Source organism: Bacillus hominis (genome assembly GCF_018332515.1).
GTDB classification, from domain to species: domain Bacteria; phylum Bacillota; class Bacilli; order Bacillales; family Bacillaceae_G; genus Bacillus_A; species Bacillus_A hominis.
This window is the reverse complement of record NZ_BOQD01000130.1, coordinates 1-16,752: the sequence shown is the minus strand read 5'-3', so window position 1 is coordinate 16,752 and position 16,752 is coordinate 1. Positions and strand designations below refer to the sequence as shown.

Below are 16,752 nucleotides of genomic sequence, written 5' to 3'. Positions count from 1 at the left end.
ATTTTGAGAGTATCTTTTTATAATCCTACGTATACGATACACATCTGCGCTGCGACATATGTAAACCAAATCCACAGTGGCTCATACTTCAGTTTACGCCCTCCGATATCTGTCACGCCTATAATAAAATCAGAAATCACAAACAGTAAACCACCAAACGCTGGTATCCACCATATTCCTGTATTCTCGTAATATAAGGCGAATGCAAAACATGCCATTCCTCCAACCCACAAACCGTAAATTAGAGCCCCTATTGTAAAAAGTTTGTCTTGTTTTTCATTTCGAATAAAGAAAAACCAACCTATAATTAGAAAGAGTCCGTATACGAGTAAACCAATCCAAAAACCGCTCCATGAAATACCTGTTTGTAAAAATGCTTTCACATAAAAACAATGTGCAAGAGCGAAAGTAACCATTCCTCCAATTAATCGATGACCAATTGGAATTAACCCTGCCATAAATAAATCCCCTAAAGTTGACAAAGTCATACCAAGTGCAACCCACGTACTGTACTCAACCGATGGATCTTGTAACCATATCCAAATTGCACTTCCTGTTAAAGAAAAACTAAGAATAAGACGAACCGCTAAAGGTAACGGCATATTATTTCTCGTTCTTTTCGTCTGTCCTATTGCATAAATTGCTCCCATTAAAAAAAGAATAATTTGCCCGACTAACACAATGTAAAGTACATTCATAATATGTTCTCCTCAATAAATGCTTTATTCTATCTTTTTTTCGTTATATATAGCCCGTTCTCCTTTTTCTATGTAAAAAAAGAAGAACAATACTGTTCTTCCATTTTAATCGTTTTTCTGTTCTCTATGCTACTTGTTTTTTTTGCTCAACTTTCTTTTTAACCGGGTTACGATTTACTACAATAATTCCCGCTGCGACACATGCTAAACCAAATAGTACAAAGGAATGAATAGCTTCCCCTAAAATCAGACTTGATAGTAGCACACCAAACACTGGTATAAAGAACATATACATCGAGACTTTCCCTACTTTGTTATACTTCATAATTGTATTCCATATACAGAATCCCGCTGCTGATAAGAACGATAAATATATGAGCATAAGTATTGCATGTAGATTAAATGTGAATGGCATCATTCCAACTTGAAATGCACCTATACATAGCAACCCAATTGATCCAAAAATCATCTGATATGCTGTCATATACCCAATATCTAACGTTTTACTACCTTCTTTCGCTAATATGTTTCCATATGAATACATCATCGCTGCCCCAAGAAGTAATACGCTACCTATTCCAAAATGAAATGATAAACTTCCATCACTCGGTACATTCACTAAAATCACACCGCAAAAACCAATTGCTACCCCAATTACTTTTCTCCTATTTAGAGCATCATCTTTATATAAAAAGTGTGCGAGTAAAATTTGAAAGAATGATGATGTTCCTGAAATAATCGCTCCTTCAATTCCTGAGCTGTAACTCATTCCAATATAAAAACATATATATTGGAGAAAAGTTTGAAACAAGCCAATTTGAACTAACTGCTTTCCTGTTCCTTTTTTGAACTTCATATCTTTTCCTAACGCTTTAAAAAACAATAAGAGCATTACACCAGATAAGAAAAAGCGATAGCCCGCAAATAATATTTGTTCCCCGACTTCTTGTGGCTGAATTCCAAGTTCAGCATAGCTTAATTTAATAAAGGGAAATGCGCTTCCCCATAAAAATGTTGCTACTATTGCAGCAATAAACACGCCAATCGGATGGGTAAAAAATTTCTCTGTCTTCAACTTGATGTCTTCCTTTCCGACCTTTTTACGAACAATATTCATATATACCAAAGGAAATACAAAAACACAAGTTTTCAGTTTATCCCGCTATTTGTGGGCAGTAAAACTCCCACCTCAAAATTCGGCTGGGGCAAAGAAGTTAAATGGGAGTCGGGCTGCCCATAAAAGCCCGATTGGTGAAGGCTAATAATCAGTGGGAGATGAACAAAACCCCACTAATTAAAGTTTCACTTTATACTAAAACAAAAACATATCATCTAAGAAAAACATATGCTATACTATAGAATAATTACAACATAATAACTATTAAAATCAGATTCAACAGAAATGCTGCTATCCTTACGGATGGCAGCTTTCGTCGTTTTATAGGGGTTTCGATTTTGATTCTTTTTCTCAATAAGAATTTGAAAGGGGCGAGTAATAATGAACTCGGAAGTAAAAACATTACCATCAAAACAAAACGTACCTAATCCATCTTGGATTCAAACACTAAAAAAACACTATGAACTTATATTTGCAATCATATCTGGCATTTTCATTTTAGCTGGCTGGTTATTTACAACAAATGAGGCAATAAATGCAGGGATTACTTTCTATATCCTTGCTTATGTAATTGGAGGATTTGCAAAAGCAAAAGAAGGTATTGCAGACACAATTGAAGAGAAAGAACTAAATGTTGAAATGCTCATGCTCTTTGCAGCTATCGGTGCTGCAATTATTGGCTACTGGGCAGAAGGTGCTATTTTAATTTTTATCTTTGCATTAAGTGGAGCAATGGAATCTTATACACTTAGCAAAAGCCAAAAAGAAATTTCAGCCCTTCTTGACTTACAACCTGAAGAAGCTTTGCGTATTTCTAATGGCGCAGAAGAACGTATTCCAGTTGGACAATTACAAATTAACGATATTATTTTAATTAAGCCGGGTGAGCGTGTTCCTGCTGATGGCACAATTCATAATGGTGAAACAAATATTGATGAAGCTGCGATTACAGGCGAACCTATTCCAAATGAGAAAAAATTTGGCGATGAAGTATTTGCCGGCACAGTAAACTTACGTGGTGCTATTGAAGTGCGAATCACGAAACATAGCGATCAAACTTTGTTCCAAAAAATTATCCGTCTCGTTCAAAGTGCACAAAGCGAAAAATCACCATCACAACTATTCATTGAAAAATTTGAAGGCACATATGTAAAAGGTGTACTACTCGCTGTCGCACTTATGATGTTCGTTCCTCACTTCTTACTTGATTGGAGTTGGAATGAAACATTTTATCGCGCTATGATCTTACTTGTAGTCGCTTCCCCTTGTGCGCTAGTTGCAGCCATTACACCGGCAACTTTATCCGCAATTTCTAACGGGGCGAGAAATGGTATTCTCTTTAAAGGTGGTATTCATTTAGAACGTCTAGCTTCAGTAAAAGCGATTGCCTTTGATAAAACTGGAACATTAACACAAGGAAAACCTACTGTAACAGATGTATACGTTCGAGAAGGCGTAACAGAAAGTGAAGTACTTTCTATTACAGCAACGATTGAAAATCACTCTACACACCCTTTAGCAGAAGCAATTGTTAAATATGCAAAACATGCTTATGACATTACATTAAAAAAACCAGAAAATGTTGAAGATGTAACTGGTTTTGGACTAAAAGGAATATTAGAAAACAAAGCTTATAAAATTGGCAAGGCTGATTTTATAGGTGAAGAAACAAAGACATTTCATAATGGCATTTCTACCTCACTTGAAAAAGAGGGTAAAACTGTCGTTTATATTAGTGATGAAGGTGGTATTCTTGGACTTATTGCTTTAAAAGATACACTTCGCCAAGAAACAATAGCTGCTATTCGCGATTTACAAAGTATTGGCGTAACAGCTATCATGATTACCGGTGATAATGAAGAAACCGCAAAAGCAATTGCTGCTGAAAGTAATATAAAAGAGTATTATGCATCATGTCTGCCAGAAACGAAAGTTGAAACGATAAAACAGTTAAAAGAAAAGTACGGTATAGTTGCCATGGTTGGAGATGGTATAAACGATGCACCTGCACTTGCTACCGCTAGCATTGGTGTTGCAATGGGTGAAGGAACAGACGTAGCGTTAGAGACTGCAGACGTTGTCCTTATGAAAAATGAACTATCTCGACTTTCCCAAGCAATTCGTTTATCAAAACGAATGAATCGCATTGTGAAGCAAAACGTTACCTTTTCTTTAGCTGTCATTGCAATGCTGATTTGTTCAAACTTTTTACAGTTTTTAGCTCTTCCCTTCGGTGTTATTGGACATGAAGGAAGTACCATTCTTGTAATTTTGAATGGCTTACGATTATTAAAAGGAAATAAATAACGGGTCCCTGATGAAGGACCCGTTTTTTTAATGGTAGCTATTATGACCGTTCGCACTGCTGCTCGTTTTATGCTTTGGATGCGAACTACTCTTTTGTTTATTGTTGCTTTTATTATTGTGGTTCTTTTTATTATTACTCATGAAATATCCCCCCTGTCCCTTTTATTATGGAACAAGAGCTCATTATTCATTACGGGAATTATTGTCAGCCGTTCTATAATGATGGAGTAAACCATTAATTTCACCGCCAAGTAAAATTACCCACGCGGTTAAGTAAAACCATAACATTAAAATAATGATACCACCGAGACCACCATATGTATTAGCGTAATTTCCAAATTTATCTACATAATAAGCAAATGAGTACGATACCACAATCCATCCTACAGTAGCAAATATTGCCCCCGATATCACTTCTCTCCTCTTTAATTTTCGATCAGGCGCAAACGTATATAAAAAGCTAAACAAAGCGAACAAGACAAAGAAACTTGCTACTAAACGCGCAATACTCCAAACATAAGAAAAACTATCCGATAAACCAATTGCTTTAAACACGGCTGCCCCAATCACTTGTCCAAATACTGGGACGATTAGTGCAAACACAATCATAAAAATTATCGCTAACGTGAACACGATAGATAAAACTCTTGTTTTAATAAAGGAACGGGTTTCTGTTACATCATACGCGCGGTTAAAAGCGTTCATAACCGCATTCACCCCGTTTGAAGCAAACCATAACATCGATAGTAAACCGAATGATAATAAACCACCATTTTGTTCGTTTACAACTTTATCTACGTTTACTTCAATTAATTTCATCGCATCTTCTGGTACATACGGTTCTAATAAATTGAGCACACTTTCTGTTTGAAGGTCAATAAAGCCAAGAAGCGTAATTAAGAAAACAAGCCCAGGGAAAATCGCAAGCAAGAAGAAATAAGCGAGCTGTGCTGATAAGCCCGCTACATCATCGCGCATCGTCCGGTCATATAAATCTTTCCCAAACGAAAAAGTACGATGTCTTTTTGCTTTTTCTAGAAATTTTCTCATATTTTTTAGACGCTTTTCTTCTCTTCTTTATTTTGCTTTAGCTCAATGTATGCTTCAGTTTTTTTTTCCTCTGCATTTGAGTCTTTCATAAATAATTCACGCGCTTCTTTCATACCACCATCTTCAGCTACCACTGGCTCTTCTTCTGCTTTAAGCTCATCTACCTTTGGAGATACAGCTTGAATTTCAATCGTTTCCGGCTTTTCTACTGGCACAATTTTTTTCTTACTAAAAATTTCTTTCGTTTCTTTTAACGTTTCTACAACAGACGGCGTCAATTTTTTAATTTCTGCTACTTTCGCTTTCACTACATTGAAATCAGCAAGTTCGCGTCCTTTATCTGTAACAGTTTGCACTTTTTCTTTTATCTTCGCATTTTCACCAATTTCAATCATCTTTGTTTTTGCTTTTTCTGCCGTATTTTTTACTTTTTCACGGTTTTCTTTCTTTAACATAGATACAGCTACCCCTGCAGCTACACCAATCGCAATGTTTCGAGCAATATTATTTTTCTTTGCCATATTCCTTCACCCTTTCATTTCTTATATTAGAAAGTATTACTTTCTAAGCTTCCTCATATTCCTTGTTCATTTCGAATGAAAGCTAATAGCTTTACACACCCTTCTGTTACAAGGTCATACACTTCTTGGAAGTTCCCTGTATAGTAAGGGTCAGGAACGTCTGCCCAGCCACCGTCTGGAACAAAATCGGACAGTCTACCAATATAGCCTCCAGTTTTACCAAAACTTTTTAAATCCGCTATATTCTTGTTGTCCATGGCAATAATATAATCAAACTTTGTTAAGTCTTCTTTTTCTACTTGCCTTGCTTTAATTCCTTTAAAAGTGACTGCATTTTCTTTTAAAATTTTTTGTGTCCCTTTATGTGGCGGATGACCAATATGCCAATCTCCAGTTCCTGCAGAATCAATGACAATTTTCTCTTCGAGTCCCTCTTTTACGACAAGATTTCGAAAAATCGCTTCTGCCATCGGAGAACGGCAAATGTTCCCAAGACAAACAAACAATACTTGAACCATATTTTTGTTTCTCCCCTTCTTGGTGCATTTCTTACCATATACTTATATAGTATAAACAACCAATTATTAATTATAAAGGAAATCCCTACTAATTTAATAGGATTGAAAAGTTTCATTAACGAAAATGATAAAAAAATGTTAAGATAACCTTATGTTATTTTAAAGGGGGACACTTCGGTGGATTTATCCGTAAAATCAGAAGCAAACGTTGAATATATGGTAGAAGCTATTAAAGAAAAATTACGCATGGTTAATGCTGGAGCAATGAGAGCTGCTAGTTTTAATGAAGAAATGTACGAGGACTTACGTGACATTTATGAGCACGTTATGAAACGTGACACATTCAGTATTAGTGAAATGCAAGCTATTACTGAGGAATTAGGTACATTAATTAAAAAATAACAAAGAGCCTCACGTATTCGAGGCTCTTTTTAATTTCAACAAATTCATGACAACTTTTCTCTCTTCCTCCTACTTCCATAAAATACTGTACAATGAAAGTAGAACCTCATCTTAGATTTTTTCTCCATACATACTACTCACAAATAATAGCAACACTACCATTGCTAACTGTTTTTACTGGAGGTGCTGACTTATGAGCAATTGGTACAGTAAGACGAAAGATCAAACATTAATCGATTTAGAAACAAATGCACAGTACGGTTTAACCGATGAAATCGTAAATGAACGTTTAAAGCAATATGGCCCTAATGAATTAGCTACAAAACAAAAACGTACTTTGTGGCAACGTATTTTCGCCCAAATTAATGACGTCCTCGTATACGTCCTTATTATAGCTGCCCTTATTTCCGCCTTTGTAGGCGAATGGGCCGATGCAAGTATTATTGCACTCGTTGTAATTTTAAATGCTGTTATCGGCGTAATCCAAGAGTCTAAAGCAGAACAAGCTTTAGAAGCATTGAAAAAGATGGTAACACCTAAAGCTATAGTAAAACGAGATGGTGAACTAAAAGAGATTCCATCTGAGCACGTTGTTCCAGGTGATATCGTTATGCTTGATGCCGGGCGATATATACCATGTGATTTACGGCTCATTGAAACTGCGAATTTAAAAGTTGAAGAATCTGCTCTAACTGGTGAATCTGTCCCTGTCGATAAAGATGCAATCTATCACCCTTCCATGCAAAGTGATGAGCAAGTACCACTAGGCGATCAAAAAAACATGGCCTTTATGTCAACACTAGTAACATACGGGCGCGGCGTCGGTGTCGCTGTTGAAACTGGAATGAAATCACAAATTGGGAAAATCGCAACTCTTTTACATGAAGCTGAAGATGATATGACACCACTTCAAAAAAGCTTAGCACAAGTAGGAAAATATTTAGGATTTGTCGCTGTAGCTATTTGCGTCATTATGTTTCTCATCGGTTTTTTACAAGGAAGAGATACTTTGGAAATGTTTATGACTGCAATTAGTTTAGCTGTTGCAGCCATTCCAGAAGGCTTACCAGCTATCGTTTCCATCGTTCTTGCAATCGGTGTTCAGCGTATGATTAAACAAAACGTTATCATTCGTAAACTACCAGCTGTTGAAGCTCTCGGTTCTGTCACAATTATTTGTTCAGATAAAACAGGTACATTAACTCAAAATAAAATGACCGTTACTCACTTTTATAGTGATCACACATACGACCAGCTAGAAAATTTAAATGTAAATAATGATGTACACCGTCTATTATTAGAAAATATGGTTTTATGCAACGATGCCTCTTACAGTGCCGACTCACAAACAGGGGATCCTACAGAAATTGCCCTTCTTGTTGCCGGAAGCTCTTTTAACATTCAAAAAGATCATTTAGAAAATACACATGAACGTGTTAACGAATTGCCTTTCGAGTCTGATCGTAAAATGATGTCAACTGTACATACGTACGACGAAAGCTACTATAGCATGACTAAAGGTGCTATTGATAAACTTTTACCTCACTGTACCCATATCTTTATAAATAATAAAATTGAGGTCTTAACAGATTCTGATAAAAATCAAATATTAGAAGCTGCCGAGTCAATGTCGCAAGAAGCCTTAAGAGTACTTTCATTCGCATATAAACGATACGATTTAAACGATGTGGATATAACTCATCTCGAAGAAAACCTCATCTTTATCGGTCTTGTCGGTATGATTGATCCACCACGCACAGAAGTAAAAGATTCAATTACAGAATGTAAAAAAGCTGGTATTCGCACAGTTATGATTACTGGTGATCATAAGGATACCGCCTTTGCAATTGCCAAAGAACTTGGTATTGCTGAAGAAAAATCTGAAATTATGATTGGAACTGAATTAGATAACATTTCAGATACAGAACTAGCAAATAAAATTAATCACTTAAATGTCTTTGCTAGGGTCTCTCCAGAACATAAAGTGAAGATTGTAAAAGCTTTACGTGCCAAAGGGAATATCGTTTCTATGACTGGTGACGGTGTAAATGATGCTCCTTCTTTAAAGCAAGCAGATGTTGGAGTAGCAATGGGAATTACAGGAACAGATGTCGCAAAAGGCGCAGCTGATGTAGTTTTAACAGATGATAACTTCTCATCTATCGTGAAAGCTGTTGAAGAGGGTAGAAATATTTACCGTAATATTAAAAAGTCTATTCTCTTCCTACTTTCTTGTAACTTTGGAGAAATTATCACTTTATTTTTAGCTATTTTACTCGGCTGGGCAACACCACTACGACCTATTCACATTTTGTGGGTAAATTTAATTACAGATACACTGCCTGCGTTATCACTCGGTGTTGATCCTGAAGATCCAGATGTAATGAAGGAAAAACCACGTCATGCGAAAGAAAGCTTATTTAGCGGCAGCGTTCCTTTTCTTATTTTCAATGGGGTTGTAATTGGACTTCTTACTTTAACAGCCTTTATCGTTGGAGCAAAGCTCTATACAGGAGATACAAATTTATTTCCTCTCTTCCCAGAGCAAATTGATGAAGACGCTCTATTACACGCTCAAACGATGGCATTTGTCGTTCTTAGTTTTTCTCAGCTCGTTCATTCATTTAACTTACGTTCAAGAACGAAATCAATTTTTTCAATTGGGATATTTACAAATAAATATTTAGTCTTCTCACTTCTTATCGGTGTTCTTATGCAAGTTTGTATTATCTCCATTCCTCCTCTTGCCAATATATTTGGTGTGCATGCATTAACAATGCGAGATTGGGGATTCGTTCTCTTATTAAGTATCATTCCGCTTGTTGTGAATGAAATTATTAAATTATTTAAGAGAAAATAAAAGGCAATGAGGAATATTCCTCATTGCCTTTTCATTTATCCCGCTATTTGCGGGCAGTAAAACTCCCACCTCAAAATTCGACTGGAGCAAAGAAGTTAGGTGGGAGTCGGGCTGCCCGTAAACGCCCGATTGGTTCAACTAATAATCAGTGGGGATGAACAAAACCCCCACTGATTAAAGTTTCACTTTATCCTTGTAATTCTTTTTTTATGTTCTCTGTTAATGTAGCCATACGCTTACGGCTTTCTTCACGCTCACGTTTATTTTGCTCTTCAATTTGTTGCGTTTCTTGCATACCTCTTGAAATAATGTTCCAAGTTTCCTCAAGTGTTTCCATCTTAATACTAGAAGAACCTGATATCCTCGCTACTTCCACACTTTGAGTTGCAATATTTTGTGCATTTTTCTTAAGTAATTCATTTGTACGGCGATCAAGTTCAGCCATAGAGTCCGCAACAAGCTTTTGACGTTTCGCATTTACCGCTTGAATGATACCATTTTTAAAGATAGGAATCGTTGTAATAAATGCTGTATTGATTTTACCGATTAATTTATTGTTACCGCGTTGAATCATACGGATTTGTGGTGCTGTAAGTAGAGCAACCATACGTGCTTTTTCTAAATCATCAATACGTTGTTCTAAAATTTCAACAGAGTTTTTAAGCGATTCTAATTCAATACCTGCTAACTGATCATTATTACGTATGCGCTCTTCGTACATCGGAACTAACTCTGTATTTAAACGTTCTAATAACATTTCCCCTGCTACTACGTATTTTTCTAAGTCTAAATAATACTTTAAGTTTTGCTCATATAAACCATCTAACGTACCAATTGATTTTTTCATTTCATCTTGATACTTCGTAATTTCTACGTATACTTTATCCATCTCGCGACCCATCGTCTGATACTTACTAAAGATTTGTTCAATCATTTTATCTGCTTTTTTGAACATACGTGAGAAGAAACCACTTTTCTCTTCCGCAAAGTCTTTACTATCAAATCTGTCCATAATTTTACCAAGCTGTTTTAATAATTCACCAGAATCTTCTATTTTCGATAAAGACATTGTATGTAAAATTTGATCAGCGAAACGTGAAATCTCCATAGAAGGCTCTTTTCCAAGCTCGATTAATTCTAATTGGTCTTTAATGTCTACTGCATTATAAATACGTTGTACTTCAGCATCTTGTCTAAGTTGCAAGCGAACATCTTGTGCGGTTTGCTCATTCAATTCTGTTTTCGAATCTAGTACGACTGGGTTATTCATATGATATTCTCCCTTTCCTTATAAAAATGGACGAAATAGTCCTTTTATTGTTTGTGATAAATTTTTATAGGCTGATGAACCATGAAATTCAAGATCGAAATTAACTTCTTCAAGCCAATGTGAATCAAATGCTCCTGATTCAATATACGGTTCAATATCGTTTCTCCCCGTTGGATTAAAGTGGAATACATCTACTCCAATTTGATTTAAAAATAGTAATAACACAGCATCAGAACGACTTAATTCTCCGCTCTTCTCATTATTAAATATAACAATTTTCGGTACTTCTTGCGAATAATCAAATTTCTCAAGCTGCTCTAAAATGTTCGGTGGTATTTGAGAGAGTTGTGCGAAAACATACAGTGCTACATCTTGTTTCGCCTCTTTCGCAATTGGTTTACACATTTCACTTTCACACGTATGGATGATTGCTTCTGCAATACCATGTTGTAATCCTTCTGGTAAACGCTTATGTGGCCACCAATGGCTGTTCATAATTAAATCCGGATGTAACTTCCCCCCGCGGTCCAATGCATCTCGATAATGATATTGGAAATTCGCTTTTTGTTCTTTCGTAAACGGGAATGTATTAATTAATAAACTGTTATCAAATGATGTAACAGCCTTTAATCGCTGAAAATATTCTTTATCATTTTTTGAAACACCTGATATTTTTGCAAATAAAGAAGGAATATAAATATGCTTATTTTCAACAAAGAATGTTGGACGTACAAATGCCTTTTCTTTCGTAATTAAAAAGAGTTCATCGTACGTCGTTTTGAGCGTACGGGCTACAGGTGTATACGAACGGAATTGCCACGGTTTGTATAATAATGAATTATCGTGGTGAAGTACTTGCTCGATTTCTTTTGAAGCTTGATAAGCTACTGTTGCAACGCGTTCACGACGCCGATCAGGAAATGGTTCCAATGAAATACGTCCCGAATGAGATACGACAAAGGTCTTTCCTTCCTCATCTACACTCTCAAATCCATCTTTTCCTTCTGGGTGATAATAAAGCACATCGCAGCCGAGCATAATAAGAAAGTATAAGAAATATATACGACTCTCCGTTGCATCACCGTACCAAACGATACGCGGCATTTGTTTCTTATAATTAATCGTAGAGAACCATTTCGCTACGTAATTTTCGCTTAATTTAATCATATCGATTAAGAAACGACGGAAGCCTTCTGTCTTTAAAGATTGATTATGTTGTTTCTCATATAATTTTAATACAGAAATAAACGTCGTATGTATATAATGCTGTAAATCAGGATTGTCTACTTGCGGTAATAGTTGTTTTCCAGACAAATGTGCTACAAGTCTATTCACTGTAAGTCCATTCGGTGCTTCTTGATGTAATGCAAAAACTTCTTGAATATGGCGCAGTTTTTCGGGATCAATCACCTTATTTAAATTTTGTTCATGCAAAACCTCGATCCCTTTTGCTTCACTATAATCAAATAGCTCATTAAAATATTCATCTACATCATTTGGAACACCAAGAATACGAGTTGCTATATAACTAAATTTCATCTCATTCTCTGTCAGTTCATATTGTGGGCGTTTTTCTAGAAGCGCTTCAAATTGCTTTAAGTCTGATTCATCTTTTAATGCACATGGTTGAAGTGTAAAACGTGCAAACACAACAGTTCACCTCCAAAAACATTTACGTTTTTTATAAAGTCTCTCTTCTATTATAAACTATTTTTAGTTATAAAAAATGGGCGCTCGTATAACGAGCAAACCCATTTCAATTATTTATGATTATTTTTAGTAGCTGCAACTTCTTCTTTAGCTTGTCCAGAATTCTTCATGTAGTGAAGTATAAATGTTACTCCAAACGCTACAACTAAAATAATAAAGAACAGCGTATGACTTATTTCAATATGAATGACAGATAACAGCATTTTTGCCGCAATAATTAAGATTAAAATATATGCTGTCGTTTCAAGTTCTGGAATACGCTCTAACAATTTTAAGAATACGCCAGCGATACCACGCATCATTAAAATACCGAGCATTCCGCCTAATAGTAGAATCCAAACTTCATTCGATACACCAAATGCAGCAAGTACGCTATCTACAGAGAATGCGATATCCATTAATTCAACCATCGCAACCGTTCCCCAGAAGACACCAAACATTCTGAAGAGAATACTATTTTGGTTCATACCATGAGCTTCCTCTTCTTCTGCATTACCTTTTCGTTTATCAATGAAATATTTAATTGAAAGCCAAGCTAAGTAAAGTGCACCTACCACTTTTACCCACCATAATTTAATTAAGAACATTCCGATTCCAATTGCAATAAATCGGAATACATAAGCTCCAATAAGTCCATAAAACAATGCTTTTTTTCGTTTTTCTTCTGGAAGATGTTTTACCATTACCGCTAACACAAGTGCATTATCAGCAGATAATAACCCTTCAAGTACAACAAGTGTACCTATTAACCCCCAAGATACTGGATCTTGTAACACTTTAATCCACATGTCCAAGTCAAAAAACTGAGCATACGTATCAAGGATTCCTTGCAAAATACTCATCTTACCTTTATCCCCTATTCTTTGCTAGATTTATAGAAAGGTCAAAAAAAGGAAACGAATGCCGTTTCCCTTTTTATGCATCCAAGCCATACGCTCTTACAAGCGCACCTAATCCACCTTGGAATCCACTTCCTACTGCACTAAACTTCCACTGTCCATTATGACGATATAATTCACAAAAGACAACTGCTGTTTCAATGGAGAAATCTTCCCCTAAATCAAAACGAAGAACTTCTTCGTTTGTTTCTTCATTTGCTAAACGAACGAATGCATTTGCAACCTGTCCAAAGTTTTGATTACGGCCTTCTCCATCATAAATTGTAACTGTAATAGCAATTTTATGAACATCTGCTGGAACCTTTTTCAAATCGACAACAAGTTGCTCATCATCACCGTCACCTGCACCTGTACGGTTATCTCCTGTATGTAAAACTGATTCACAAGGAGACTGTAAATTATTATAGAAAATAAAATCAGTTTCCTTCGTACATTTCCCGTTCGCATCTAATAAAAAGGCAGATGCATCCAAATCAAAATCAGATCCACCATCATAAGATTTAATATCCCATCCAAGACCAATTACTGCTCTTGATAAACCTGGGCTTGTTTTAGCTAAATCTATTTTCTGTCCTTTTTGCAATTGAATAACCATATATATTCACCTCTATATTTTAATTTCAAAAATATATCCATCAGTAAATATGCGTTTCACAGATGGATATATAAAGCTATTACTCTACATCTAAACCAAAGTTATTACATAGAGAACCTAATCCACCTTGGAATCCACTTCCGATTGCATTGAATTTCCATTCACCTGCGTGACGGTATAGTTCGCTTACTACTACAGCTGTTTCAATAGAGAAATCTTCTCCTAAGTCGTAACGAATTAATTCTGCATTCTTTTCTTCATCCATAATGCGTACGAAAGAGTTAGAAACTTGTCCGAAGTTTTGGCTACGGCCTTCTCCATCATAAATTGTAATTGTGAAACAAATACGCTCAATGTGAGCAGGAACATTTTTCAAGTCTATTTTAATTGTTTCATCGTCGCCTTCACCTTCACCTGTACGGTTATCTCCTAAATGCTCTACAGCACCATTCGCACCTTTTGGATTATTATAGAAGACGAAATCCTCTGCTCCTGAAACTTTACCGTTAGCACCTACTAAGAAGATACTAACATCTAAATCGAAATCGTTTTGTCCGTCATAACGATTCGTATCCCAACCAAGTCCTACAAGAACTTTTGAAAGACCTGGATTTGTTTTTGTTAAGTCTACCTTTTGTCCTTTTTTCAATGAAATTGATGCCATATACGATTCCTCCTTGGTTTATCTTATTGGTAACGTGATACAATCTCACTTAAGTTTTTATCTTGTGTTCCTTCTCCAACTGCTGAAAACTTCCATTCGTTTCCGTCTCGATACATTTCCCCTGCAATTAAAGTCGTTTTGCCAGCGTAATTATCTGACAAGTTATAACGCGCTAATTCTTCACCTGTTTGTGGGTTTTGAATACGAATATATGCATTGCGAATCATCCCAAAATCTTGACGACGATTTACACAGTCATAGATATTTACAACGAATACTAAACGATTAATACGGCTCGGAACTTTATGTAATTCTACGAAAATTGTTTCGTCGTCACCAGCACCTTCACCTGTTAAATTATCTCCTGAATGAATGATACTACCACAAGTAGAAAGTTTGTTGCCGAAGTAAACTAGATCATTTTTGTTTAAAAAACGCTCTCCTTCTAACATAACAACAGATGCATCACAATCTACACTTGGTTTACTTCCGAATAAAGAAGACAGAAACCCACCTGATTGCCCAATTGGATCCCAGCCTAAGCCAACCTGCAGTTTCGCTACTCTCGGTTGTCCTTTCGTTAAATCAATCTTTTGTCCTTTTTCTAAAATAATAGGCATGAAGTTTCTTCCTTTCTACAAAGCATTTTCCAAATCGAAAAACATTGTATTCTCCTCTTATATTGTAGCATTATTTATCTAATGAGAAAAAGGATAAATTCTCAATTATATGAAAACAGATACTATATTTATTTATACTGATGTAATAAGTGGCAAATAGAACCAATCATTCCTGCACAATTGCCGCTTTGCGCAAGTTTAATCTCACAATTACTATAAATCTCTTGATTTAAGTATGTTCCTATCTCTTCCTTCACTTCATTTAAGAAATCATCTCCTCTTTCAGTAATTCCCCCACCAATAATAATCATTTTCGGATTAAAAATATAAGCAAGGTTACTAATTCCAATCGCTAAATGTTTAAAGAAAATCTTCACAGCTTGAGTAACACCGCTATCACCCTTATCATATAATTCAAAAATTGTTTTACCATCCCACTCCTCTTCACCTTTATATTTTCGTACAAGATGAATTAATCCCGAAATTGAGGCAACCTCCTCAAAACTTTTCCCTTCTATTAACATATTCCCCCATTCCCCAGCGCCAAACGAATATCCACGGTATAACTCCCCATTTATAACAATTGCTCCACCAATGCCCGTTCCAAGCGTGAGCATAATAAAATCACTTTCTCCCCTCCCAGTACCTTTCCATTTCTCACCTAAGGCTGCACAATTAACATCATTTTCAATAGATACAGGGACTTTTAATACTTCTTGTAATCTCTCAACAATAGAAATATTAGCATAACGCGGAATGTGATCCACACCTCCCGTTATAACTCCTTTATCAATATCAACAATTCCCGCTGTACTAATACCAATTCCGGAAATAGTATGTTCAGTCATTAACTTTTTTGATAAATATATAAGCTTTTGAACAATTTGTTCCCCGCCCAAGTAAATTTCTGTTGGGACCTTTTTATGCATTAGTACTGCCCCTATTTCTGAAACAATTCCATATTTAATTTGCGTACCACCAATATCAAATGCAATATATTCTTTCATCCGTTGCCACTTCCTCTACTGTTATGAGTGTAAAAAATTCTCCATCACTCTACTATTTGTAGTGAATTTACATTAACTCTTTTCTCCCTTTAGAAATACACCACCTTTTTCTATATATAGTTTTTTTTGCATAAAACTCTTTTTCCTATGAAATATTACAAAGGGATGTATTTTAGATGGAACAATATCTTTTTATTCAGGAGGAAAACAATGACAAAAATCTTCATTTTAGCATCAACACTTTCTTTATCTTTTTTTAGCGGCTTAAATATTGGTAATGCTGCAACTGAAAACTTCCATCCAATAACAAACGCTATTGTACAAAATAGCGATAATTTAGCAGAAGGTAATTCAAAAGATAATAATAAACCTCCAGGAAACAATGGTTCTCAGGACGATAGTGGTTCTGACGGCAACGGTTCTGGCGGCAGTGGTTCTGACGGTAGCGGCTCTGGCGGCAACGGTTCTGGCGGCAGTGGTTCTGACGGCAGTGGTTCTGGTGGCAACGGCTCTG

The 16,752-nt window shown here is 35.9% G+C and carries 15 protein-coding genes and 1 pseudogene; 4 read left to right on the top strand and 12 right to left on the bottom strand.

What is annotated here, in order from left to right:
- Positions 1-17 precede the first annotated feature (17 nt).
- Both KI356_RS14395 and KI356_RS14390 read right to left on the bottom strand, forming a co-directional pair.
- Positions 18-698, bottom strand: coding sequence for a lysoplasmalogenase (locus KI356_RS14395; protein ID WP_002115858.1), 681 nt, complete (start codon positions 696-698; stop codon positions 18-20).
- A gap of 124 nt (positions 699-822) precedes the next feature.
- The gene (locus KI356_RS14390) at positions 823-1,773 is read right to left on the bottom strand and encodes a DMT family transporter (protein WP_002115853.1); all 951 of its coding nucleotides are present in this window, start codon (positions 1,771-1,773) and stop codon (positions 823-825) included.
- Positions 1,774-2,196: 423 nt separating this feature from the next.
- Here KI356_RS14390 and KI356_RS14385 point away from each other — a divergent pair, with 423 nt between their 5' ends.
- Positions 2,197-4,122: a heavy metal translocating P-type ATPase gene (locus tag KI356_RS14385; RefSeq protein WP_212935726.1), complete on the top strand. Its 1,926-nt coding sequence runs from the start codon at positions 2,197-2,199 to the stop codon at positions 4,120-4,122.
- Positions 4,123-4,305: 183 nt separating this feature from the next.
- Here the strand turns inward: KI356_RS14385 and KI356_RS14380 are convergent, their stop codons facing one another.
- The 3 genes from KI356_RS14380 to KI356_RS14370 are packed head-to-tail and all read right to left on the bottom strand — an operon-like array spanning position 4,306 to position 6,211.
- Entirely contained in the window at positions 4,306-5,172 is an 867-nt protein-coding gene (locus KI356_RS14380; protein ID WP_212935725.1) for a YihY/virulence factor BrkB family protein, read from the bottom strand.
- 5 nt (positions 5,173-5,177) lie between these two features.
- Positions 5,178-5,693, bottom strand: a complete 516-nt coding sequence (locus KI356_RS14375; protein WP_002115844.1) for a DUF4075 domain-containing protein — start codon at positions 5,691-5,693, stop codon at positions 5,178-5,180.
- A 53-nt stretch (positions 5,694-5,746) separates the two neighbouring features.
- Positions 5,747-6,211, bottom strand: coding sequence for a low molecular weight protein-tyrosine-phosphatase (locus KI356_RS14370; RefSeq protein ID WP_212935724.1), 465 nt, complete (start codon positions 6,209-6,211; stop codon positions 5,747-5,749).
- Positions 6,212-6,388: 177 nt separating this feature from the next.
- On the opposite strand from KI356_RS14370, the gene KI356_RS14365 reads away from it, so the two are divergent.
- Together KI356_RS14365 and KI356_RS14360 are read left to right on the top strand one after the other, a co-directional pair.
- On the top strand, positions 6,389-6,613 hold the full coding sequence (locus KI356_RS14365) for a DUF1128 domain-containing protein (protein WP_128282596.1): 225 nt from the start codon (positions 6,389-6,391) through the stop codon (positions 6,611-6,613).
- Positions 6,614-6,806: 193 nt separating this feature from the next.
- A complete protein-coding gene (locus tag KI356_RS14360) occupies positions 6,807-9,473 on the top strand; it encodes a cation-translocating P-type ATPase (RefSeq protein ID WP_212935723.1) in 2,667 nt (888 codons plus the stop codon).
- A 187-nt stretch (positions 9,474-9,660) separates the two neighbouring features.
- Here KI356_RS14360 and KI356_RS14355 read toward each other — a convergent pair whose 3' ends face one another.
- The 7 genes from KI356_RS14355 to KI356_RS14325 all read right to left on the bottom strand — a co-directional run bounded on the left by KI356_RS14355 (position 9,661) and on the right by KI356_RS14325 (position 16,238).
- Positions 9,661-10,743, bottom strand: coding sequence for a toxic anion resistance protein (locus KI356_RS14355; protein ID WP_002115838.1), 1,083 nt, complete (start codon positions 10,741-10,743; stop codon positions 9,661-9,663).
- 18 nt (positions 10,744-10,761) lie between these two features.
- Positions 10,762-12,393: a YceG family protein gene (locus KI356_RS14350; protein ID WP_212935722.1), complete on the bottom strand. Its 1,632-nt coding sequence runs from the start codon at positions 12,391-12,393 to the stop codon at positions 10,762-10,764.
- Between the two features lie 110 nt (positions 12,394-12,503).
- Positions 12,504-13,295, bottom strand: a complete 792-nt coding sequence (locus tag KI356_RS14345) for a TerC family protein (protein WP_128282600.1) — start codon at positions 13,293-13,295, stop codon at positions 12,504-12,506.
- Between the two features lie 73 nt (positions 13,296-13,368).
- Positions 13,369-13,947: a TerD family protein gene (locus tag KI356_RS14340; RefSeq protein WP_002010227.1), complete on the bottom strand. Its 579-nt coding sequence runs from the start codon at positions 13,945-13,947 to the stop codon at positions 13,369-13,371.
- 79 nt (positions 13,948-14,026) lie between these two features.
- Positions 14,027-14,611 carry a TerD family protein gene (locus KI356_RS14335; protein WP_128282602.1) on the bottom strand — a complete coding sequence of 195 codons (585 nt, stop codon included), beginning with the start codon at positions 14,609-14,611 and terminating at the stop codon, positions 14,027-14,029.
- Between the two features lie 23 nt (positions 14,612-14,634).
- On the bottom strand, positions 14,635-15,231 hold the full coding sequence (locus KI356_RS14330) for a TerD family protein (protein WP_128282603.1): 597 nt from the start codon (positions 15,229-15,231) through the stop codon (positions 14,635-14,637).
- Between the two features lie 128 nt (positions 15,232-15,359).
- Positions 15,360-16,238: an ROK family protein gene (locus KI356_RS14325; RefSeq protein WP_212935721.1), complete on the bottom strand. Its 879-nt coding sequence runs from the start codon at positions 16,236-16,238 to the stop codon at positions 15,360-15,362.
- 210 nt (positions 16,239-16,448) lie between these two features.
- On the opposite strand from KI356_RS14325, the pseudogene KI356_RS14320 reads away from it, so the two are divergent.
- Positions 16,449-16,752, top strand: a pseudogene (locus tag KI356_RS14320) (cell wall anchor protein); the annotation flags it as partial.